The sequence below is a fragment of the Nocardia ninae NBRC 108245 genome (genome assembly GCF_007990755.1).
GTDB classification, from domain to species: domain Bacteria; phylum Actinomycetota; class Actinomycetes; order Mycobacteriales; family Mycobacteriaceae; genus Nocardia; species Nocardia ninae.
Map to the genome: position 1 here is coordinate 1 of NZ_BJXA01000046.1, position 20,642 is coordinate 20,642.

The 20,642-nt window shown below is 67.4% G+C and carries 20 protein-coding genes; 6 read left to right on the forward strand and 14 right to left on the reverse strand.

Annotated elements, in window-relative coordinates; translation table 11 throughout:
• Positions 1 to 56 precede the first annotated feature (56 nt).
• From NN4_RS27690 to NN4_RS27730, 9 genes are all read right to left on the reverse strand, one after another.
• Positions 57 to 389, reverse strand: a complete 333-nt coding sequence (locus NN4_RS27690) for a lycopene cyclase domain-containing protein (RefSeq protein WP_147137489.1) — start codon at positions 387 to 389, stop codon at positions 57 to 59.
• Positions 386 to 757 (reverse strand): lycopene cyclase domain-containing protein, encoded by a 372-nt coding sequence (locus NN4_RS27695; protein ID WP_147137492.1) that lies wholly within the window; start codon positions 755 to 757, stop codon positions 386 to 388. The genes NN4_RS27690 and NN4_RS27695 overlap by 4 nt, the downstream gene beginning before the upstream one ends.
• 9 nt (positions 758 to 766) lie before the next feature.
• Positions 767 to 1,756, reverse strand: coding sequence for a phytoene/squalene synthase family protein (locus NN4_RS27700; protein ID WP_147137495.1), 990 nt, complete (start codon positions 1,754 to 1,756; stop codon positions 767 to 769).
• Positions 1,753 to 3,276 (reverse strand): phytoene desaturase family protein, encoded by a 1,524-nt coding sequence (gene crtI / locus NN4_RS27705; RefSeq protein WP_147137498.1) that lies wholly within the window; start codon positions 3,274 to 3,276, stop codon positions 1,753 to 1,755. The genes NN4_RS27700 and crtI overlap by 4 nt, the downstream gene beginning before the upstream one ends.
• A gap of 13 nt (positions 3,277 to 3,289) precedes the next feature.
• Positions 3,290 to 4,393, reverse strand: coding sequence for a polyprenyl synthetase family protein (locus NN4_RS27710; protein WP_147137501.1), 1,104 nt, complete (start codon positions 4,391 to 4,393; stop codon positions 3,290 to 3,292).
• Positions 4,384 to 5,691, reverse strand: coding sequence for a glycosyltransferase (locus NN4_RS27715; protein ID WP_147137504.1), 1,308 nt, complete (start codon positions 5,689 to 5,691; stop codon positions 4,384 to 4,386). Before NN4_RS27715 ends, NN4_RS27710 begins: the two co-directional genes overlap by 10 nt.
• Positions 5,692 to 5,942: 251 nt before the next feature.
• A complete protein-coding gene (locus NN4_RS27720) occupies positions 5,943 to 6,803 on the reverse strand; it encodes a MerR family transcriptional regulator (RefSeq protein ID WP_246181120.1) in 861 nt (286 codons plus the stop codon).
• 133 nt (positions 6,804 to 6,936) lie between these two features.
• On the reverse strand, positions 6,937 to 7,389 hold the full coding sequence (locus tag NN4_RS27725; RefSeq protein ID WP_222595185.1) for a hypothetical protein: 453 nt from the start codon (positions 7,387 to 7,389) through the stop codon (positions 6,937 to 6,939).
• 128 nt (positions 7,390 to 7,517) lie between these two features.
• Positions 7,518 to 9,224 (reverse strand): hypothetical protein, encoded by a 1,707-nt coding sequence (locus NN4_RS27730; protein ID WP_246181121.1) that lies wholly within the window; start codon positions 9,222 to 9,224, stop codon positions 7,518 to 7,520.
• 527 nt (positions 9,225 to 9,751) lie between these two features.
• Between NN4_RS27730 and NN4_RS27735 the strand changes: the two genes are divergently transcribed.
• The 3 genes from NN4_RS27735 (at position 9,752) to NN4_RS27745 (ending at position 13,105) form a co-directional block, all read left to right on the forward strand.
• Positions 9,752 to 10,627 carry a DUF8832 domain-containing protein gene (locus NN4_RS27735; protein ID WP_147137507.1) on the forward strand — a complete coding sequence of 292 codons (876 nt, stop codon included), beginning with the start codon at positions 9,752 to 9,754 and terminating at the stop codon, positions 10,625 to 10,627.
• Between the two features lie 146 nt (positions 10,628 to 10,773).
• Positions 10,774 to 12,153, forward strand: coding sequence for an MFS transporter (locus tag NN4_RS27740; protein WP_147137672.1), 1,380 nt, complete (start codon positions 10,774 to 10,776; stop codon positions 12,151 to 12,153).
• Between the two features lie 52 nt (positions 12,154 to 12,205).
• Positions 12,206 to 13,105, forward strand: coding sequence for an SAM-dependent methyltransferase (locus tag NN4_RS27745; RefSeq protein ID WP_147137510.1), 900 nt, complete (start codon positions 12,206 to 12,208; stop codon positions 13,103 to 13,105).
• A gap of 27 nt (positions 13,106 to 13,132) precedes the next feature.
• Here NN4_RS27745 and NN4_RS27750 read toward each other — a convergent pair whose 3' ends face one another.
• From NN4_RS27750 to NN4_RS27760, 3 genes are all read right to left on the reverse strand, one after another.
• The gene (locus NN4_RS27750) at positions 13,133 to 14,095 is read right to left on the reverse strand and encodes a Gfo/Idh/MocA family protein (protein ID WP_147137513.1); all 963 of its coding nucleotides are present in this window, start codon (positions 14,093 to 14,095) and stop codon (positions 13,133 to 13,135) included.
• Between the two features lie 16 nt (positions 14,096 to 14,111).
• Positions 14,112 to 14,924 (reverse strand): VOC family protein, encoded by an 813-nt coding sequence (locus NN4_RS27755; protein ID WP_147137516.1) that lies wholly within the window; start codon positions 14,922 to 14,924, stop codon positions 14,112 to 14,114.
• Positions 14,925 to 15,033: 109 nt separating this feature from the next.
• A complete protein-coding gene (locus tag NN4_RS27760) occupies positions 15,034 to 15,993 on the reverse strand; it encodes a helix-turn-helix transcriptional regulator (RefSeq protein ID WP_147137519.1) in 960 nt (319 codons plus the stop codon).
• Positions 15,994 to 16,209: 216 nt separating this feature from the next.
• On the opposite strand from NN4_RS27760, the gene NN4_RS27765 reads away from it, so the two are divergent.
• Genes NN4_RS27765 through NN4_RS27775 form a run of 3 tightly spaced genes read left to right on the forward strand, consistent with a single transcriptional unit; the run spans position 16,210 to position 19,828 of the window.
• Positions 16,210 to 16,731 carry a 2Fe-2S iron-sulfur cluster-binding protein gene (locus NN4_RS27765; protein ID WP_147137522.1) on the forward strand — a complete coding sequence of 174 codons (522 nt, stop codon included), beginning with the start codon at positions 16,210 to 16,212 and terminating at the stop codon, positions 16,729 to 16,731.
• Complete coding sequence (locus NN4_RS27770) at positions 16,728 to 17,738, forward strand: FAD binding domain-containing protein (protein ID WP_147137525.1); 1,011 nt, start codon at positions 16,728 to 16,730, stop codon at positions 17,736 to 17,738. The genes NN4_RS27765 and NN4_RS27770 overlap by 4 nt, the downstream gene beginning before the upstream one ends.
• The gene (locus tag NN4_RS27775) at positions 17,735 to 19,828 is read left to right on the forward strand and encodes a xanthine dehydrogenase family protein molybdopterin-binding subunit (RefSeq protein ID WP_147137528.1); all 2,094 of its coding nucleotides are present in this window, start codon (positions 17,735 to 17,737) and stop codon (positions 19,826 to 19,828) included. The genes NN4_RS27770 and NN4_RS27775 overlap by 4 nt, the downstream gene beginning before the upstream one ends.
• A 61-nt stretch (positions 19,829 to 19,889) precedes the next feature.
• Here the strand turns inward: NN4_RS27775 and NN4_RS45220 are convergent, their stop codons facing one another.
• Both NN4_RS45220 and NN4_RS27780 read right to left on the reverse strand, forming a co-directional pair.
• Positions 19,890 to 20,036 (reverse strand): hypothetical protein, encoded by a 147-nt coding sequence (locus tag NN4_RS45220; protein WP_186818667.1) that lies wholly within the window; start codon positions 20,034 to 20,036, stop codon positions 19,890 to 19,892.
• Entirely contained in the window at positions 20,033 to 20,641 is a 609-nt protein-coding gene (locus tag NN4_RS27780; protein ID WP_147137531.1) for a hypothetical protein, read from the reverse strand. Before NN4_RS27780 ends, NN4_RS45220 begins: the two co-directional genes overlap by 4 nt.
• Between the last annotated feature and the right edge of the window lies 1 nt (position 20,642).

Genomic DNA, 20,642 nt, shown 5'->3' on the forward strand with positions numbered 1-20,642 from the left:
CACGCCGGGCGTCGCCGGGTAGCGCACGCGCCGCCGATCGCGGCCGTACTCGGTGCTCATTGCCGCACCTTCGCCTGGCGCTGCAGCGTGCGCTCCCAGCCCAGCAGGACGGCGGTCACCAGCGCGAATCCGAACAGGAAGTCCTCCACCGGGATGTCCCATGGAAAGCGCAGTCCGAGAATGTGTTCCGGGTTGTACAGCACGATCGGTGCGTCGAGTTTGGTGAGAAATCCATCGACCAGGATCTGGAAAACCAGCACGATCAGCATCGTCAGCCAGTAGGCCGGGCGCCGGAACAAGCCGGTGCGCAACACCATTCGCTCGACCAGGCACACGATGACCACCGCCGCGACGGCGGGCAGCGTGTATCCCACTCCGGTGAGGTTCATCGTCCCGCTGCCTTTCTCGCGTCGCCGACCGATTTTTCGGCATTGCCGAACCACCGCCGGCCCATACCGAGCAGCGTGCCGACCGCGACGTAGGTGAGCAGGCCGCACAGCGGCACGACGGCAAAGAACAGCAGCTCCTCGAGCGGCATCTCACCGGGCAGCCGAAACCCGAGCACGTAGCGGTCGTTGTAACCCCACACGTCCGCGGCGATCGCCACGAGATCCCAGACCACGAACAGCGCGGCGGCCGGCCACAGCGCACCGAGCAGTACCCTGGGCCGCCGGTATACCCCCGGGCCGAGGAACTCCAGCGGCGCCGTCACAGCGAGGCAGCCGAGCAGAACGAGCAGGTAGTGCCAGTGATCCATCAGGCCTCCTCAGCCGTGCTCACGATGATCGACGGCATCGAGCGAGTGCGGAGCGTCCGAACCGGACCGGCTGGGAACCGTCGTCCGGCGCGCCTGCCACGCGCGCAGCAGACCTGTCGCGCCGACCCTGATGCGGCGCGCGGTGCCGACCCTGGCGCGACGACCGAACACCTCGAAATCATCGGCTTCGATGCGGTCGAGGATCTCCCCGTACAGCACCAATGCTGTGGCCACGCAGGGACGCGAGCGCGGCGCGAGCAAGTCGATCCCGTGGCGCGCGAAAGCATAGATATCCCTGGTGATTTCATGCTGTTCGGCCAGCGCGCGACGCACCTTCGGGTCGACGCGTTGCTGCGTACGGCACCACAGCAGCAGCTCGCGGTCCACGCCGTGCGCCGCCAGTTCATCGGCGGGCAAGTAGACGCGGTTGCGTGCCAGGTCCTCATCGACGTCGCGCAGAAAGTTGGTCAGCTGGAACGCTTTTCCGAGCGCGGCGGCATAAGGTGCGGCGGCCTCCACCGATTCGGTGGTGCCGAGCACCGGCAGCAGTTGCAGTCCGATCACCTCCGCCGACCCGTAGACATACCGGTCCAGTGCCGCACGATTCGGATAGTCGGTGACCGACAAGTCCATCCGCATGGACTCCAGGAAGGCGTCGAACAAGCGGCGAGGTATCCGATAGGCGTCCGCGGTATGCAGCACCGCGGCCAGCACCGGATCACCGGCCGCATCGGCGTCGCTGAATTGTCCAGCGAGAGCCTGCAATCGGGCCGCCCGCTCAGCAGAGGTCAACTCCGGCTGGAACTCATCCAGGATGTCGTCGGCGCGCCGGGCGAAGCCGTAGAGCGCGTGCACGGCCGGGCGCTGATCGGGCGCGAGCAGCCTGGTCGCGAGGAAGAAGGTCTTGCCGTGAGCGGCGTTGAGCTCGCGGCAAAGGTGGTAGGACCGTCGTAGGTCGGGGTCGGTGATACCGGCCGCGTCCAGCTCGGTGCGCGTCATTTCGCTGTCCGATCCATCGCCGCACCAGCGGGGCGGACAGATCGTTGCCCGGCCCCGGTGATGCGGTCGGCGGCAAGCCGTCCGGAGATCAACACCGGTGGGATGCCGACGCCCGGCACCGTGGATCCACCCGCGAGCACCGCGTTGTCGATACCGCGAATCATGTTGGTCGGCCGGAACGGGCCGGTCTGGGCGAAGGTGTGCGCCAGCGCGAACGGGCTGCCCGCCAGCATGTCCTGGCTCGCCCAGTCGTCCGGGGTGACCACCCGCAGCAGCTCGGCGTCGCGCAGGAGCGTGCCGCCGAGCCTGCGCCGCGCGAGCTCGAGAATTTCGGTCGCGTACTCGGGTCCGGTCTGCGCCCAATCGATCTCGCTCTGCGCGAGGTTGGGCACCGGCGCCAGGATGTAGAGCAGATCACGCCCCTCCGGAGCCAAGGACGGGTCGCCTGCTGTCGGCCGCGTCACCAGCAGCGATGGGTCCGCCATAACGCGGCCTTCCTTGATGATGTCGCGGAAAGCCTCGTGCCATGCCGCGCCGAACAGCAAGCAGTGGTGCGGAATTCGCGGTTCCCGCGCGCAGCCCACGTGGAGCACGACTGCGGACGGCGCGGGCCGGACGGCGATCGGACGCCGCGAGCGATGCCCGAGCAGTTCGTAGGAACGATGCCGTTCGGTCGTCAATACCACTGCGTCACAGTCGATCCGCTCGCCTCGGGCGGTTTGTACCGCGACTACTCGACCGCCTTCGCGTGCCAACTCCGTCACCGTTGTGTCGTAGCGGAAGCGCACACCCGCCGCCTCGGCCGCCGCCGCGAGCGCGTCGGGCACCGCCCGTATGCCGCCGCGTGGGAAAAACACTCCGGCCATGGTGTCCATGTGGGCGATCACCGCGTAGGCAGCCAACGCCCGGTCCGGCGCGACTCCGGCGTACAGCGACTGAAAGGTGAACACCCGCCGCAACTCCGGGTCGGTGATGAACTCGGCGACCTTGCCGTCCCAGTGCCGGAATCCGCCCAGCGCGGCCAGCCTGGCCAGCGCGGGGGTCAGCATCGACAGGGGTGATTCGAAGTTCGAGGCGATGAAGCCGTCGAACTCCACCGCGTACAGCCGGCTCAGCCACGCACGTAGCTTGCGGTAGCCCGCGGCCTGTCCGGCGCCCGCGAATGCGGTGATGGCGCGCACCATTCGCTCTTCGTCGCTGTGCACGTCGAGAGTGCGCCCGTCGGCGTAGATCGCATGATAGGCCGGATCGACCGGCACCAGATCCAGCCGATCCGCGGTCCGCTCGCCGACCGCGGCGAAGACCTCGTCGATCAGCTCGGGCATCGTCAATACCGTTGGGCCGGTGTCGATGTGGTAGCCACGCAGATCGAGCCGCCCCATCCGGCCGCCGGGCACCGATTCGCGTTCGAGCACCGTGACGGTCCGCCCGCGTCCGGCCAGGTGCATCGCGGTCGACAGGCCGGCCAGCCCGGCGCCCACCACCACGACGTGGTCGGCACGTCCCTTGACTGTGCGCATCAGCTTCCTCTCGTCACAGCTGCCGTGCGGTACAGAGCAGCGCCATCTGTTCCAGTGCGTGCCGCGGCTCGCGGCCGAGCGCGCCGGTCCGCAGCGCAAGCAGCGCATCGGTGACCCGGTCGGCGATCATGGCTTCGATGCGTTCGGCGGCGCCCGAGGCCGCGATCAATATCCGGCAGCGCTCGATCGCCGCGGCGTCGAGTTCGGGCCGGTCGAGCAGTTCGGACAGTTCCCGTCGCGCGTGCGCCTCGGCCATGTCCAACGCCGCGACGACCACGCTGGTGGCTTTGTGCTGGCCGAGATCGCTGTCCTGCGGCTTGCCGGTGATCGAAGCTGCCCCGAAGATCCCGAGCAGATCGTCGCGCAGCTGGAAGGCCTCGCCGATCCGAGTTCCGTAGTGGCCGAGGGCTTTCAGCGTCGTCCCGGTGGCGCCCGCCAGCGCCGCGCCCAATTCGAGCGGGCGCCGGACGGTGTAGTTGCCCGATTTCGCGCGGGCGATGTCGAGCACCGTGTCCAGGGTCGGCCGTTCCCGCGTGTCGTTGGCCAGATCCGCGAGCTGACCCATCGCCAGCTCCACCCGCATCGCGTCGTAGCGCGGCCATAACCGGGCCAGTTCGTCGGCGCCCACACCACTGTCGCGCAGCATCTGCTCGGCCCACACCAGGCACATGTCACCGAGCAGGATCGCGGCCGACTCACCGAACCGTGGCGGTGTCGCGGGCCCGCCGCGGTGCGGTGCGGCCAAGCGCAGGTGTGCTGCCGCGGATCCGCGCCGCAGGACGGCGGCGTCCATGACGTCGTCCTGCAGTAATGCGAAGGCGTGCAACAGTTCCAAGCTGGCCGACGCGCGCAACGCGGCGGGGTCGGGTTCGGCGGCACACAGCCAGCCGAGGTACATGAAGGTGGAGCGCAGACACTTACCGCCGAGGGCGTATTGGGCCAGCACGTCGTGGACGCCGGTGGCGCGGAGTTCGGCCACCCGCACCCGTCGCAAGAATTCGGTGAGTTCGTCGAGGACCAGCGCGCGGGTATCGGCCCGCCAGCGCTCGAACCCCATGGCGAGCCCCGGCGCCGACGATGTCCGGGCGGGGTCGAAAGACAGTGTGCTCACCGGCATTCTCCGTTTCGCGAGGCCGACATCCGGGTCAACGACCGATCCGCGCCGACTTCGGCGAGGACATCCGAGATCACATCGAAGGGCGAAGCTTTGGCCATGTCCTGACCCAACCTGGTTGCGGCGGCGCGGAATTCGCCGTTGCTCAGCACCCGGTCCATTGCTGCAGCCAGCCTGGCGGGGCCCGGCCGCGCGGTGCCCAGATCGATGCCCGCACCCGTGTACGCCACCCGCGCCGCGACTTCCGGTTTGTCGGCGGTGTCGCCCGCGACGATCAGGGGCACGCCATGGCGCAGCGCTTGCTGCACACCGCCATAGCCACCGTTGGTGATCATCACGTCCACGCGCGGCAGCAGGTGGGTGTACGGAACGTACTCGGCGGTATACGCATTCGCCGGCAGCGGACCGAGCACGTCGCGGGAACCACCGGTGCACACCACCACCCGAACGTCCGTGCGCCGGCTCAACGCCGTGAGAGTGGGCCGGACCAGCCGGCCGAGATCCGCGTTGTCCCAGGTCCCCTGGGTCACATGGACGACGGTCCGCGCGCCAGACAGCTCGCTCCACCAGCTCGGCAGCGCGGCATCCTTGGGACTGTCGATCGGTATCGGGCCGGTGAACACCACCGAGGGCGGTAGATCGCGCCGCGGATATTCGAAGCCGGGCACCGTGAACTGGAGCAGCCGGTCCGCGAGCACCGGCCAATCGAACAGATGAACCGGCGCGGGCCCGAGACCGAGCCCGCGCAGGATCGCAGTCAACCGACGTTGGCCGTCGCGGAACAACACCTGACGCACGAATCGATGCATCGCCGTGTAGTCGCGGTCCGGTTGCGGTTGCCAGCCCATGCCGAACGGTGGTGTGTCCGCGCTCGACAGCATCAGCGGCACCACACCGCAGGCCAGCACCGGCGGCCGCGGGCGAGGTCCCAGCAGCAGCGGAACGGCACCGGTGAACATCCCGTCCACGAGCACCGCGTCGTAATCCGTCCGGCTCAACTCGGCTGTCAACGCGCGGAACTGCGCGACGATCGGGTCGAGGAAACCCGAGCGCAGCTCCGAGCGCCCGGTTCGCCATCGACGGATCAGGTTCGGCGTACCGCCGGGTGCGGCAGACCGCAGCACTGCCGCGTCGGCCGCGAGCACCGAGCAAGGCAGACCCTGCGCCGCGATGGTGTCGCGGAAGGCCGCGCCGGTGAGCATCCGCACCTCATGGCCGCGTCGGCGCAGATTCGCCGCGACGGCGAGCATGGGCGCCACATGACCGGGTATGGGACTCACCGCCACGAGATATCGAGCCATGCCGAGCTTCCTTCGCTGTCATCACCGCACATCCGGACCGTTTGTCCGCACCTCGCGCGGGCACCCCGGCACCGAGGCGACCGCATTGGATCTCGTGCACCGCCGCGACGGTCGCCGTGCGCCGGGACTCACGTCCGATCGCAGACCCTTCGACGCCATCGTCAGTCCGGTCACCCACGATGCTACCCGCAAATGATTCAAAAACGATGCACATATTCGGCGTGCTGCGCGCGACCCGCCGGAAGCACAGGTCAGCGGACTTCCAACACCGCCGCACGCTGCACTTCGTCCACGGCCGACTCGAGGGTGTTGACCCGAACCGCAGCTTTGGATGGCCCTCGCTCCAGCCACCCAGGTCCGGCCAAGACCCAGTCCGCCCGCGACCGGTCCGCCGGAACCGGATGCGCGGTGTCGCGCGATTGCGACCACAGCACCACCACCGGCCTGCGCTCATGCTTGGCCAGCGCCGCGGCCAACGCGTCTGCGGGCACGGACGCGCCGAGCAGCAGCGCGGGCAGCCCGACCTCGGCCAGCGCGGCACGCAGCACTTCCAACGGGAGCACATGGCTTTCCCCGCCGGTGCAAGCGAGCACGATCGGCGCCCGATCGGCAGAGTTACGCAACAACGGCACCGCCCGGTGCAGGCTGGTGGTCACCGCCCAGGACAGCAGATGCTCCACATCGACCAATCCGGCGCCGCCGAGCTGCCTGCGGACTATCTCCGCGAAAGCGGGGCGGCACAACTGGTTCCATGTCACGACGACGCCGTAGTGGATGACGTGCGCGGTGATCGCGGCGAGCAGTTCGGCATGGTCGAGCCGCTCAGCCGCCGACAGTACCGGCACGATGTCACCGCGCACCGGCACCGGACCCGCCACCGCGCGGGCGGCCACGGCAGCGCTCGCCGGGCTCGCGCCCGCACGCACCAGGTCGACCATCCGAGCCGTCACCGCCAGATCGGTCTGCGTGTAGTGCCGGTGCCGACCCGGCAGATGCTGCGGCGGGCCCAGGCCGTATCGCCGGTTCCAGCTGCGCAAAGTCGCGACCGGAACACCCAGCGTGCGGGCCACCATCCCGACGGTGTACTCGACCAGCGGCTCATCGTTGCTCACCGACTCACCGCGCTCACGTCACCGCCGCTCCCCTCGGTGGCCTGCCCGAAGCTACTCATCACCGAGCCTCCTACCGTCGGATGCTCGCAAATCGTAGCGCAGTAATGATGCAAACTCGATGCAACACGACCGGTTACTCGGCGCGTTCCGCCGGAGTGGCCTCGTGGGCTCGCCGTCCGTCGGTGCGGCGCTGTCTTTTGAGTTCGGCCTCGTGCAGGTGCCGGTGGCCGCCGGTGAGCTGCCGCGCCCGCTCTTCCCAGTCCCGGACACAGCGGTAGTAGGTCTCGTCGTAGTCCTCGACGACCTGGAAGGTCCAGCGACCCGGTAGCACGTTGCGCCCGACCAGGTCTCGCGCGAGTTGATCAGCCAATTCGTCGTGCCCGGCGTCGCGGAGCAGCTCAGTGGCTTCCTCGATGGCGAAGTCCGCGGTTCCGGTCTGACGGTGGAAGTTGTACAGATGACCGCGCGCCACTTCGACGATTTCCAGCGCTTCGGTGAGCTTTCCGACGGCCGCGACGGTGCGCGCGTCGTAGGCGTCCGCAGTCGGGTTACCGTCGTCCAGTCTTGGATCCGATATCGACGTCATGCTTGCCAGATACCCGACCACGCCCAAAAGATGCATTATTGATGCATGCTTGGCCTGTGCAAGTCACGGCCGCTCCGGAATCAGTCCTGGCCACGATTGCGCCGCACCGACATCGAGCAGGGAGCTGGTCAGCTCGCGACAGTTTGGCCCCGGCGCAGCGTCGGTCCACAGCCCGATTGCTGGGACTTCGCCAACAGGGTCGGCAGGACCCTGCCCGCGTACTCGCGTAGCTCTTGCAGCTTGGCCTCGTCGCGGACCGCGTCTTTGCGGATCCAGTCCTCATCCGGCACGTTGGGGTCGAGAGAGCGATGAATCTGGTAGTAGTCGCGGTTGATTCGCGCGTCGAAGGTGATCTCGTTGGGTAGCCAGATCCCGTGCGAATGGATGAAGGTGGGTTTGCGGTCCTCGAAGATGTAGTCGCTGAGGTCGGTGGAGTCGTTGCCCGCGTAGATGTCCGCGATCCGCGCTTCGACGAGCCCGGCCATGTCGATCAGTTCCAGGCGTGAGGTCAGCGACGTGCCACCCATATCGGGCGCGAACAAGCTGCCCTGCTGGACGCCTGCGATGTCCGCGTAGCCGTTGAAGAGGCGTCCGAAGCGCATGGCGATCCAGCACAGCGGCACATCCGCGTCGGCGCGGTACGACTCGCCGGCATCGGCGAACGCGACGCCGGACGGGATCATGGCACCGATCAGCGTCAGCACGACCAGGACCCGGCCACGTGTGCGCAACCGTTCCAGCAGCTCCCCCGCCGAGAGGACGACAACGAACGCACCCAGCGCCCACACCGGGGTGGCGAACCGGAATTGCGCCATCCAGTCCGGTTGCAGCACGCAATAGGCGATTACTGCCAACGCCAGCGGTGCCAGCAATGCGACCGCGCCGTCGCGCCATTTACTCGACGGCGCGAGGGTCAGACCGACCACGCCGATGGCCACGATCACTGCGGGTGCGCCCGCGTATTGCACCAGGTCGCCTGCCCTGGTCAGGTCGTGCACAGTCGGCGTCGCCTGATGTTTCGCCACCGCAGTGTTCGGCACCAGCCTGCCGAATTCGGCAATCCGCCACAGCAAGTAGGCCCCGAAGGGGACCGCGAATGCGAGTGCCGAATACAACCCACATCGGAGGGCGGCGGGCAATGTCGCGCGGCGCACCAGGATCAGCGAGACCGCCGGGTACGCGGCTAGGTAGATGAGGCCGTCGGGTCTGGTCAACGCGGCGAACGCGGCCAGCCCACCGGCTATCACCGCCACCGAGGGCGTCCACAATCGATCGTCGAGCACCGCCAGGAACAGGTGCACCGCCAACACGCATACCGCCAGCGCGAACAGCGAGTTCTCCAGGCCGGAGAAGCACCAGATGACGAAGGACGGGATCGCGGCGAGCACAGCCGCGGTCAAAAAGGTGATCACCGCAGGCCACCGCGAGACCCGGCGGGCGGCGACATAGCAGGCGGCGAGGATCCCCACGCAGCAGAGCAGGGCGAACGCCTTGGGAAAGAGGACGTAGTCGGGGACGCCGAAGAGAGAGCCCCGGTCGAACAAGCCGAGCCATTTGCCCACCACCAGCACGAGCAGCCAGGTGGGATTGGAGAACCCTTCCACCGACGGTGCGCCGGGCTGCAGCACCGGGCCGAGACCCTCGGCGCCGCTGCGCGCATAGGCGAAGGTGATGCCTGCGTCATCGACTATCCAGTTGCCGTAGGCGCTGGCCCGCCAGCCGAGCAGTACCGCACCGCCCAGTAACGCTGCCGACAGCGCCAACCACGACCGGCGGTCTCGCTGACGCGCCCCCTCCGACAGCTCGGCCGGAGCACGTAGCCGCGCGGTCAACACCTCAACACCTCAACGCCCTCCACCAGTTTCTGTCGTGCGGGGCATCGGTCGGCATGAGCACCGACCCGACCCGCTACCGCCGTCTCGCTGCTACGTCGGCATCCTCATCTTTACAGCACTGTTCGATCGCACGGTGCGCACCTCCGGCTCGGCGCGTCCATCCTCGCCGTCCGAGTCCGAGACACCGCGTGGTCGGCCGGTTTTCGGCCTGTCAGCTCTGGCAATAGTAAGCACCAGCCAGGACTTATAGCGAATTCCTTTGCGTGCAGCAGTTTTACCACCGGATCGGCTGTTGCGCCGGTCGAGTGTGCCTGGCGGCGCGGCGATCTGCGCCACTGCGGGATCCCGCAGTGCCATCGGCTACTACTGGCGGGCCAGCAGTTATCGCCTTCCGGGACAAACGGTTTCACACATCCGCAATGCCGCTGCGGGAGTGTGAGGTGTGTCATGTTCCTTCGGGTTGATTCGATACCCCCCAGGGGTATATGTTTCTCGGTAGCAAGAACAAGATCCGAGAGGACGAGACGATGACCACACCGACCCACACCGATCACCACGGCGCACACACCGGACACGGGGAGCACGGAACTCCGGCTGCCCACGCCGGGCATGGTGAGCACACCGCACATGCGGCTCCGCTCGACCACGCCGGACACGGGACTCCGGCCGCCCACGCCGCACACGGCGGTGGACTGCCCGGCGGACTGCTCATCACCCAGGACGGCTACACCCTGCAACTCCTCGAGCCGATCGCCACACCCGGCGCTATCGACTTCCGGTTCCGCATCCTCGGCCCGGACGGCGAGCCGGTCACCGAGTACACCGCCATCCACGATCGCGAACTGCACCTGATCGTGGTGCAGCGCGAACTGACCGGCTTCTGGCACGTGCATCCCGAACTCGCCGCCGACGGGACGTGGGCCGTGCGCCTGAACCTCCCCGCCGCTGGCATGTATCGCGTCTTCACCGATATCGCACCGCGAGCGCTCGGTAAGACCATCACCCTCGGCGCGGATCTCGCTGTCGCGGGCGCATACGAGCCGCGCCCGACCCCGGCGCCCGTGCGCACCGCGCTGGGGGACGGGTACGAAGTGACCCTCGACGGCGAACTGGTCCCGGACGAGGGACGACTGCTCACCCTCACCGTGCGCAGAGACGGCGAACCGGTCACAGACTTGCAGCCCTACTTGGCCGCCTACGGTCACCTGGTCGTCATCCGCGCCGGCGATCTGGCCTACGTGCACGTGCACCCGAACGGTGCACCCGGCGACGGGGTTACCGCGCCTGGCCCGGACGTCGCGTTCCACACCGTCGTCCCCGGGCCCGGAACCTACCGGCTGTTCTTGGATTTCAAGCACGGTGATGTCGTGCGCACCGCCGCGTTCACCGCGACCGCCGTCTGACCCCTGAAATCGTTTCGCGTGGGCGGGTATTCGACCCGCCCATCCCTTGCTCAGAAAGGACTTCGTCATGTGCGAGTGCTGCTGTCCCGGCCGCCGTGACCCACCCCACCTGATTCGAGGAAGTGTTTACCATGCGTTCCACGTCCATGAACTCCACCCTGTTCGCGCACCGTGACTATCTGAAACTGTTCACCGCTCAGCTGTCCGCGCTCTTCGGTACCGGATTGACCACCGTCGCATTGGGTTTGCTCGCTTACGAGCTCGCCGGCGGTAACGCGGCGGCCGTGCTCGGCACCGCCCTGACCATCAAGATGCTGGTCTACGTCACCGTCGCACCGGTGGTGGCCGCTTACGCCGACCGCTTCCCCCGTCGGCTATTTCTAGTGTCGCTCAACGGGATTCGAGCCGTGGTGGTGCTGGCATTGCCGTTCATCGACCAGGTGTGGCAGATCTATCTGCTGATCGCCCTGCTGCAAACCGCCTCTGCCGCTTTCACTTCCACCTATCAGGCGATCATCCCCGATATCCTGCCCGACGAGCGCGAATACACCCGCGCGCTCTCTGCGGCCCAAACGGCCGCGACCATGGAAACACTCCTGAGCCCCATGCTCGCCGCGGCCGCATTGGCGGTGATCAGCTTCCACTGGCTGTTCGTCGGCACGGCAATCGGATTCGTCGTCTCGGCCGCGCTGGTGCTCGCCACCCGCATCCCGAACGCGACCGCAGGCACACCGGGCTCCTTCCGAGAACGCAGCACGGTGGGCATGCGGATCTTCGCCGCGACGCCCCGGCTGCGCGGTCTGCTCGGCCTCAACCTCGTGGTCGCGGCCGCCGGATCGGTGATCACGGTCAACACCGTGAACTACGTCCGCGACACCCTCGGCGGGACGCAATCCGGCGTGGCGATGCTATTGGCCGCCAACGGGTTCGGGACCATGGTGATCGCATTGGCCTTGCCCGGCGTCCTGGATCGGATCGGCGCACGGCCGGTGATGCTCGCGGGTGCGGCAACGCTGCTCCTCGGTCTCGGGTCGGGCACCGCGCTGTCGACCGCGGGCAGCGGCGACTGGCGCTGGACCGCCGCGATCGCGGTATGGGCAGTGATCGGTGCGGGTACCGCCGCAATCCTCACGCCGATCGGCCAGGTCCTGCGGCGCTCGTCGCAACCCGCCGACCGGCCCGCGCTCTTCGCGGCACAGTTCTCGCTGTCGCATCTGGCCTGGCTGATCACCTACCCGATCGCCGGATGGCTCACCACCGCCGCCGGTTTCACCGCCACGTGGGTAACCCTCACGGCCCTTGCGGGTGTGGGAATCACTGTGGCACTGCGGATGTGGCCGCGCCACGACCCCGAGGTGGTGACCCACCTGCACGAAATCGGCACCATCGACCCGGCCCGCCTCGCCGACGCCGTCCGCGTGGACGACCGCTTCTACCGGCACACCCACACCTACGTCATCGACGCCGACCACCGCCGCTGGCCCACCCCGGCGATCCGGCAGCGCGAAACCGCCGCAGCGGCGTAAAGAAACCGACGAGTTGGTGCAATAGTTCCAGATGGCAGGTAGGTTGGCGATCGTGCGTACCGAGGGAGATACCTGGGACATCAACACCAGCGTCGGGTCCACGGCACTGTTCGTCGCCGCAGCTCGCGCCCTGGCCGCGCGCGGCCCCGATCCGCTGGCCGTCGATCCGCTCGCCGAGGTCTTCGTGCGCGCCGCGGGACCGGAGTGGGCCGATCTGCTCGACGGCAAGACGGCCGAGCATTCGCTCCTCGACCCCGACTTCGGCGTGCCCTTCCAAACCTTCCAGGCCGCACGCACCAAATACTTCGACGACTATTTCGCGGCCGCCGTCGCCGCGGGCGTGCGCCAGATCGTCATCCTGGCCGCAGGCCTCGACGCCCGCGCCTACCGCCTACCCTGGCCCGACGGCACGGTCGTCTACGAACTCGACCGCCCGCAGGTGCTGGAGTTCAAGCGGCAGACACTGGCCGCCCACGGCGACAAGCCACGCGCCGACCGCCGCGAGGTGCCGGTGGATCTGCGCGAGAACTGGCCGAAAGCATTGGACGAGAAGGGCTTCGATTCAGCCGCCCCGACCGCCTGGCTCGCCGAAGGGCTACTCCCCTACCTCCCCGCCGCCGCCGTCGATCAACTGTTCGCCGCTGTCGACCGAACCAGCGCCCCCGGCAGCCGCATCGCCATCGAAGAACTGGACCCCCTCCCCGACCAGGCCCACACCGCGCTGCTCGAGGATCCCGACTCCGCCCCGCACAGCTGGATCGACTGGGCACAGTTGATCTACAACGAGCAGCGCAGCGACGCCGTGGAATGGTTCGCCGCGCACGACTGGTACGCCACCGGGATCACCCTGTCCGACTACCTCGACTCGGTGGGCCACAAGACCGAACCGACCTCCGACACCCCTCTCTCGTTACCTACGCTGGCCCGCCTGACCACCGCCGTCCGCCCCTGAGCTGGACCACCTGCGCGATCATCCCGGTCAGCTGACCGGTCCGGACCTCGGCTCCGACTGGATCGCGTGGTGGATATCGAGGGTGAGCGCGAGGGCGTCGAGCACGCTCGACAGCGCGATGCGATTGTCGGCCTCACCACGCAAGCACGCCAGGACGTGCTCGATCATCGCGGTGTAGCTGCCGGAGCCCTGAGCGGTCAATACGCGTCGCCCCGCGGCGGTGTACTCGACGACCGTGGCGTCCTCGCCATCCTCGCCGACCTCGCCGAAGTAATGTTCCAGGACGCCGTCGGTGAAGGTCGCGCGGCAGCCGCCACGCGAGCCGTACGCGTCCGGCATCAACGCTGACGCGCTCACTCGAGCTGTCGCGGCCGGATAGGTGAGAACCGCGTGTGCGGCCGAACCTCGTTGCCCGCCGGAGACTCCCGCCGTAGATACCGATTCCGGGACGCCGAGCAGCTGGGTGACGATGTCGAGGTCACCGTGCATGACATCCAGGGCGATGGAGTCGAGGCGGAGGTCGTAACCGGGCCACCGCAATGCGGTGTGCATGTCGAGTTCCAGCGCTACCAGCCTGCCGTAGGTGCCCGCGTGTACGGCATCGAACAGAAGTCTGTTGGCGGGGCCGAATCGGTCGAACATGTCCACGAACACTTGGCGATCGCCGGCCTCGGCCGCTGCGGCCACCTGCTCGGCATCGGACATGGTCAAGGCCAGTGGGAGCTCGCAGAGCACGTGTTTGCCCGCTGCCAGCGCACGCAATGCGTGCTCAGCGTGCAGCGCGGTCGGCAGGCAGATGTCGATGAGGTCGACAGTGGGGTCGTCGTAGAGACCGTCCAGATCGGTAGTGGTGGAAAAGCCGTGACTGTCGTGGATGCGGTCCAGCGCCGCCGGGGTGCGGCCGAACACGACGACCTCGACGTCGTCCCGGGCGGCGTATACCGCGGCGTGGGCTTGCCCGAATCCGGTGCCCAACAAGGCGATCTTCATTGAATGGCTCCTTGACTCAGGCTTGGGTGGATGTGGAGAAGAGACCGAAACGGTTGCCGGCGGGATCGGCGATGCGCGCGTGCACGGGACCATCCGGATTCGAAGCAGGCCCGTATTCGACTGTCGCGCCGAGTTTTTCGGCGAAGCGGGTCTGCGCCTGCACATCATCGGCGAGGAAGCAGGGCATCAGGTAGTCCGGGCCGTCTGCACCATGGTCGTAGAGCCCACCCGCCGGATAATCCGTGCCGGTGAAGACGTTGTAATACGGCTTCCCGCTGGCGGATTCGTCGAACTCGAAGCGCCAGCCGAACGCCCGCGCGTAGAAGTCGCAGGTGGTTTCGGCATCGGTGGTGCCGACCTCGAACCAGGCCATCGAGCCCGGCGGCGGAGCGTCCGACGACTCGGTCATATATTGCTCGGCGGCCTCGGCCCGGTCTTTCAAGTTCGCGCTTTCGGTGCGAGAGAACAGTGAGAACGGGTTGCCCAGTGGGTCGGCCAGTACCGCGAACCAGGTCACCTCCGCGACCCGCGTCGGTGGCACGAGCACCTCGGCGCCGAGCCCGCTGAGTCGTTCGGTGTCGGCAGCGACATCGGCGGACAGCAGGGAAAGATTGAGTTGTTCACCACCGGAAGGGTTTTCGTGGATAGCGCCCATCGGCCACGGCGCGGACGGTGCGAGGATACGAATGTAGCGGCGACCATCGATCGACGAGTCCGGATCGAGTTCGAAACTCCAGCCGAAGAGTTCGGCGTAGAACTTTTCGGCGGCGGTGGCGTCGCGAGTGCCGATTTCGAACCAGACGACCTGGCCCGGGGACAAGAACCCCATTATTCCTCCTGGTTACTCCGTTGTTTGCCTTACTCGGCCACGGTAGGAAACCAATAGGTCATCGAAGGACCTATAAAACTGGGGTGAGGTTCAGATCACGACATCGGTTTCACGCGAGCGCGCTGGTAGCGCGTTCGGCGAGCGCCCGCAATTCCGCTATTACCGCAGGCGGGTCGAGCACAACGTAGTCGACGGGCAGCAAAACGATTGCGCGAGCGAGGTATTCGGGCGCGTCGGGGTACGTGGTGAGCAGGCAGGTGTGGTCGTCGATGGGTTCGAGCAAGCCGTTGCGCGCCGGTATCCGGGCCGCTGCCTGCTCGATCGGCATCGGCAACCGGACCCGGGCTCGAGTGGAACCGGCTGCGGCACTCAGCGAGCGCGTGAGCCAGTCGGCCGCGTCGACGCCACCGGGCAGTTCCCGCTGCGGAACTCGCACGCCGGTCCGATGGATGTCGGCCAAGCGGTCGACGCGGAAGGTGCGCCAGTCGGCACGATCGTTGTCGAAGGCGATCAGGTACCAGCGGCGACCGGCCGCGACGACCTGATGTGGTTCGACCAGACGTTTACTGGTCGCGCCCTCGGCTCGGCGATACGCGAATCGGATCTTCTCCTGTGCGGCACAGCAACTCGCGAGCACCGCGAGAATCTCCGGGTCCGCCCACGGACCGTCCGCCGTCGACGCCACCACCGCGGTCTGCGACAGTGCGGTCAACCGCGCCCGCAACCGGGACGGCAGCACCTGTTCGAGTTTGGCGATGGCCCGCAGCGAGGCATCCTCGATACCGACGATCCCCGCCGTGGCGGCGGTGCGCAGTCCGATCGCGATGGCCAGGGCTTCCTCGTCGTCGAGGACCAACGGCGGCATCGCCGCCCCCGCCGCGAGCCGGTAACCACCGACATTCCCCTGCGTAGCGTCCACCGGATAGCCCAGCTCACGCAGCCGCTCGATATCACGACGAATCGTGCGCGGACTCACCCCGAGGCGCTCTCCCAGCTCGACACCGGTCCAGTCGCGCGGCGACTGGAGCAACGACAGCAGTCGCAACAACCGGCCAGAGGGATCGCGCATGAGCCCATCCTCCTCGATCAATAGGTCACAGGCTGTCCTATTACGGTACGGCGTTCCCCTCCGCCGTTGATCAAGGCAGATCAGCGGGTCGCCGGGCCGACGGAGGATAGCGACGCACGACCGGCGTGACCCGATGCAGGTCGGGTTCGAGGTAGGCAACCGAGTCCGACGCCCACCGAACTGATTAAGCGGTGCCCGCGGGGATATCCCGCGATCATGGAACCTGCCAGGAGCCATTCGGAGATCCACCTCGAGGTCGACGGTGTGCGGCACGCAGTGCGAGTCGACAACCGCACCACCCTGCTGGACGCGTTGCGCGAAAATCTCGGCGTGACCGCACCGAAGAAGGGGTGCGATCACGGTCAGTGCGGGTCGTGCACGGTGCTGCTGGACGGGCGCCGCGCCACCACCTGCTTGACCTTCGCGGTCGCCCAGAACGGCGCTACCGTCGTCACCGCGGCGGGACTCGCGGCCGGTGACGATCTGCACCCCGTCCAGCAGGCCTTCATCGAGCAGGACGGCTTCCAGTGCGGGTATTGCACGCCCGGCCAAGTGTGTTCGGCGGTCGGCATGCTCGATGAGGTGGCGGCCGGGCAACCCAGTTTCGTCACCGAGGACCTCGACGCGGAGCCGGAACTGACCGACACCGAGATCCGGGAACGGATGAGCGGGAATCTGTGCCGGTGCGCCGCATATCCCAATATTCTCGCGGCGATCCGGCAGGCGGCGTCGGCATGATCCCCTTCGAATATCGGCGGGCCGGCACCGTCGAGGACGCGGTCGCGGCGGTCGCGGACCGGCCCGAGGCGGTGTTTCTCGCGGGTGGCACGAACCTGGTCGACCATATGAAGCTCGGCGTGGCCGCGCCGTCACTGCTCGTCGACATCGGGCACCTGCCGCTGAACGAGATCACCGAACTGCCGGACGGCGGCCTGCGGATCGGAGCGGGTGTACGCAACACCGACCTGGCAGTGCACCCACTGGTTCGCTCTCGGTTCCCCGCCCTATCGCGCGCCCTACTGTCGGGTGCGTCGGGGCAGCTGCGGAACCTGGCGACCACCGGCGGAAATCTGTTGCAGCGGACCAGATGTGTGTATTTCCAAGACGTCACAACGCCCTGCAACAAACGCGAGCCGGGTTCCGGTTGCGCCGCGATCGGCGGCTACGTCCGCTACCACGCGGTCCTGGGTGCGTCGGAACACTGTGTGGCCGTACATCCTTCGGACATGGCGGTGGCGATGTCCGCACTGGACGCGAAGGTCGTGGTGACGGGCGGCAACGGCGAATCACGGATACCGCTCACCGAGTTCCATCGACTGCCCGGTGACCGCCCCGAACTCGACACAGTCCTCACTCACGGCCAGCTGATCACCGCGGTGGAGTTGCCCGCCCCACCCACCGGGGCACGGTCGACCTATCGAAAGGTGCGCGATCGGGCCTCGTACGCCTTCGCCCTCGTCTCCGTCGCCGCCGAACTGACCCGCACCGAGAACGGGAAAATCGCCTCTGCGCGTGTCGCATTCGGCGGTGTCGCGCACAAGCCGTGGCGAGCCCGCGAAGCCGAGGCGGTTCTCCAGGGCTCCCCCGTGACCGAGGAAACCTTCGAGGCAGCAGCGGAATCCGAACTAGCTCAGGCAAAACCGTTGGAGGGCAACGAATTCAAGGTCGAGCTGGCCCGCCGCACACTGGTCGCGACGCTGCGGTCGCTCACCGAGCCCACCACCGGAGAGCAGGTACACTCATGACTCTCATCGAAGCGACGGCGATGGGCACCTCGCCCACTCGTCTCGACGGCCCCGCGAAAGTCACCGGCACCGCACCGTATGCGTTCGAACATCAGGTGGACCACCCGACGTATCTCCATCCGGTGCAGGCAACCATCGCGCGCGGCCGAGTGAGCGCCATGGATATCACCGCGGCCACCCGGCTCGACGGAGTCGTCGCCGTGCTCACCGTCTTCGACGCGCCGAAACTGGCGGATACCTCCGACGGAGAACTGACCATCCTGCAGGACAGCGACGTTCACTTCCGCGGCCAATTGATCGGTGCGGTGATCGCCGAGACGCCCGAAATCGCCAGGCACGCCGCGTCTTTGGTCGAGGTGACTTATCAGCGACGGCAGGCCGAGGTCGAGTTCCGCGGCGACCGCACTGATCTGTACGCACCGGAGGAAGTCAGCTCGTCATTTCCGACGGACACCGAAGTCGGCGACGTCGATGCCGCACTGGCCGCCGCCGAGGTGACCATCGACCAGACCTACACCACGCCGATCGAACACAACAACCCGCTGGAACCGCACGCGTGCATCGCCATCTGGCATCCGGAGGGCGACGATGGACCGCGGGTCACCCTCTACGACTCGACCCAGGGCGTGCATACCGTCCGCACCACCCTCGCACCGCTGTTCGGACTGGAGCCTCACCAACTGCGGGTGATCGCGCCACACGTCGGCGGCGGCTTCGGGTCCAAAGGCGCCCCGCATGCCCACAACGTTCTCGCACTGCTCGCCGCGCAACGCAGCGGCGGCCGACCGGTCAAGCTGGCGCTCACCCGCCAGCAGATGTTCGCGCTGGTCGGCTACCGAACCCCGACCATCCAGCGCATCCGGCTGGGCGCGGACAAGAACGGAAAACTGACCGCGCTCGCCCACGACGTCATCGAACAGACCTCGCGCATCAAGGAATTCGCCGAGCAAACCGCGGTCTCGTCGCGGATGATGTACCGGGTCTCGAACCGTCGGACGTCCCACCGCCTCGCCGCCCTCGATGTGCCCGTGCCCTTTTGGATGCGCGCGCCCGGCGAGGCGCCCGGCATGTTCGCCGCCGAGGTCGCGCTGGACGAACTCGCCGTCGCCTGCGCCCTCGACCCGATCGAACTGCGCATCCGCAACGAGCCCGATGCCGATCCGGAGTCGGGCAAACCATGGTCCGGCCGCCATCTGATCGAATGCCTGCGTCGCGGTGCCGCCGAGTTCGATTGGGCCGCACGCGATCCCGCGCCGGGCGTGCGGCGCAGCGGCGAGTGGCTCATCGGCACCGGCGTCGCCGCGTCCACCTATCCCGCGACCGCATCCCCGGGAAACGCGGCCCGCATCGAGTTCACCGCCGACGACAGCTACCTCGTCCAGATCGGCGCCGCCGACATCGGCACCGGCACCTGGACCTCGCTCACCCAGATCGCCGCCGACGCCCTCGGCTGTGCCACCGATTCGATCCGGCTACAGATAGGCGACACCGACCTGCCCGCCGCGTCGGTCGCTGGCGGCTCCTCCGGCATCACCTCGTGGGGCACCGCGATCGTCACGGCCGCACGAGCTTTCCGCGACAAACACGGCACCGCCCCGGCCCCGGGCGCGGACGTCACCGTCGAGGCCGACGAGAACCCCGACACCGACAACTTCGCCATGCACTCCTTCGGCGCCCAATTCGCCGAAACGTGGGTGAACCGGGACACCGGCGAGATCCGCGTGCCCAGAATGCTCGGCGTCTTCTCGATCGGCCGCGCCATCAACCCCCGCATGCTGCGCTCCCAACTCATCGGCGGCATGACCTGGGGCCTCTCCATGGCCCTGCACGAGGACAGCGTCCGCGACCCCCGCTACGGCCACGTCGTCACCCAAGATCTGGCCACCTACCACGTCAGCTCCCACGCCGACATAGGCAACATCGAAGCCCGCTGGCTGGACGACCCCGACCCCCACACCAACCCCATGGGTTCCCGCGGCGCAGGCGAAATCGGCATAGTAGGCGCCGCCGCCGCAATAGCCAACGCCATCCACCACGCCACCGGAACCCGCCCCCGCACCCTCCCCATCACCCCCGACCACCTGCTGTAGGAGCTCTGGTAGCAGCCCAAACGAACCGGCACCACCCGACGGCGTCGCGGAAAACGCTGCGCTAGCGGTCTTTCTTGCTGGTCTTCGGCTGGCTGGGAGTGACCTTGGGGCGGGCCGGCATCTGCTTGGTCTGCCCACCCGACTGAAAGACCGACTGCCGTCCCTCATTGGCGGCGGTATGGTCCTCGCCTCGCTTCAGACGGATCATGACGGCTCTCCTTGGTTGAGCTCAGCGGTGAAGTAGTGCTTGCGAGCGATCCACCGAAAACCTTCGTGCAGGTTGATGGAGGCTACCTCGACCGGTCCTCCCACTGTATCGGGCCCAAGCTTGAAACGACTGAAGCCTGCCGTGATTTGCACCATGAAACGCGCCAACGCGATCGCGTCCGGCAACGGCATCCCCGCCGGCACCGGATCCATGGCCTGAGCGGACAGAATCTTGGCGATCTCGGGGTGCGAGGCCACGTCGATCTTGCCCTTCAGAGCAGCTTCGAGACGAGCGTCGTAGCCGTTGAACAGCCGCTCGACTGCGGCTGGTTTGGCATAGGCGCGGAACCCGGTCTCGTTCGTATCCAATTCGAGTACCGGTACCGGATGCATCGTCGTGTCGTGGAATTTCAGCAGCCATGCTTCGGCCTGATCCGAACCCGCAGAGTACCCGGCGATCAGGTATCCCATCTCTCCCGGTATCCGCGACAACGCAGCCTCACGAGCCGCAGTGGCGAACATTTCCGCTGCCTGCAGCGCGATCTGTTCGACCGTGTAACTGTCGACGTCGACCTGCCAGCTGAGATAGCCAGGGTCTCGACCCATC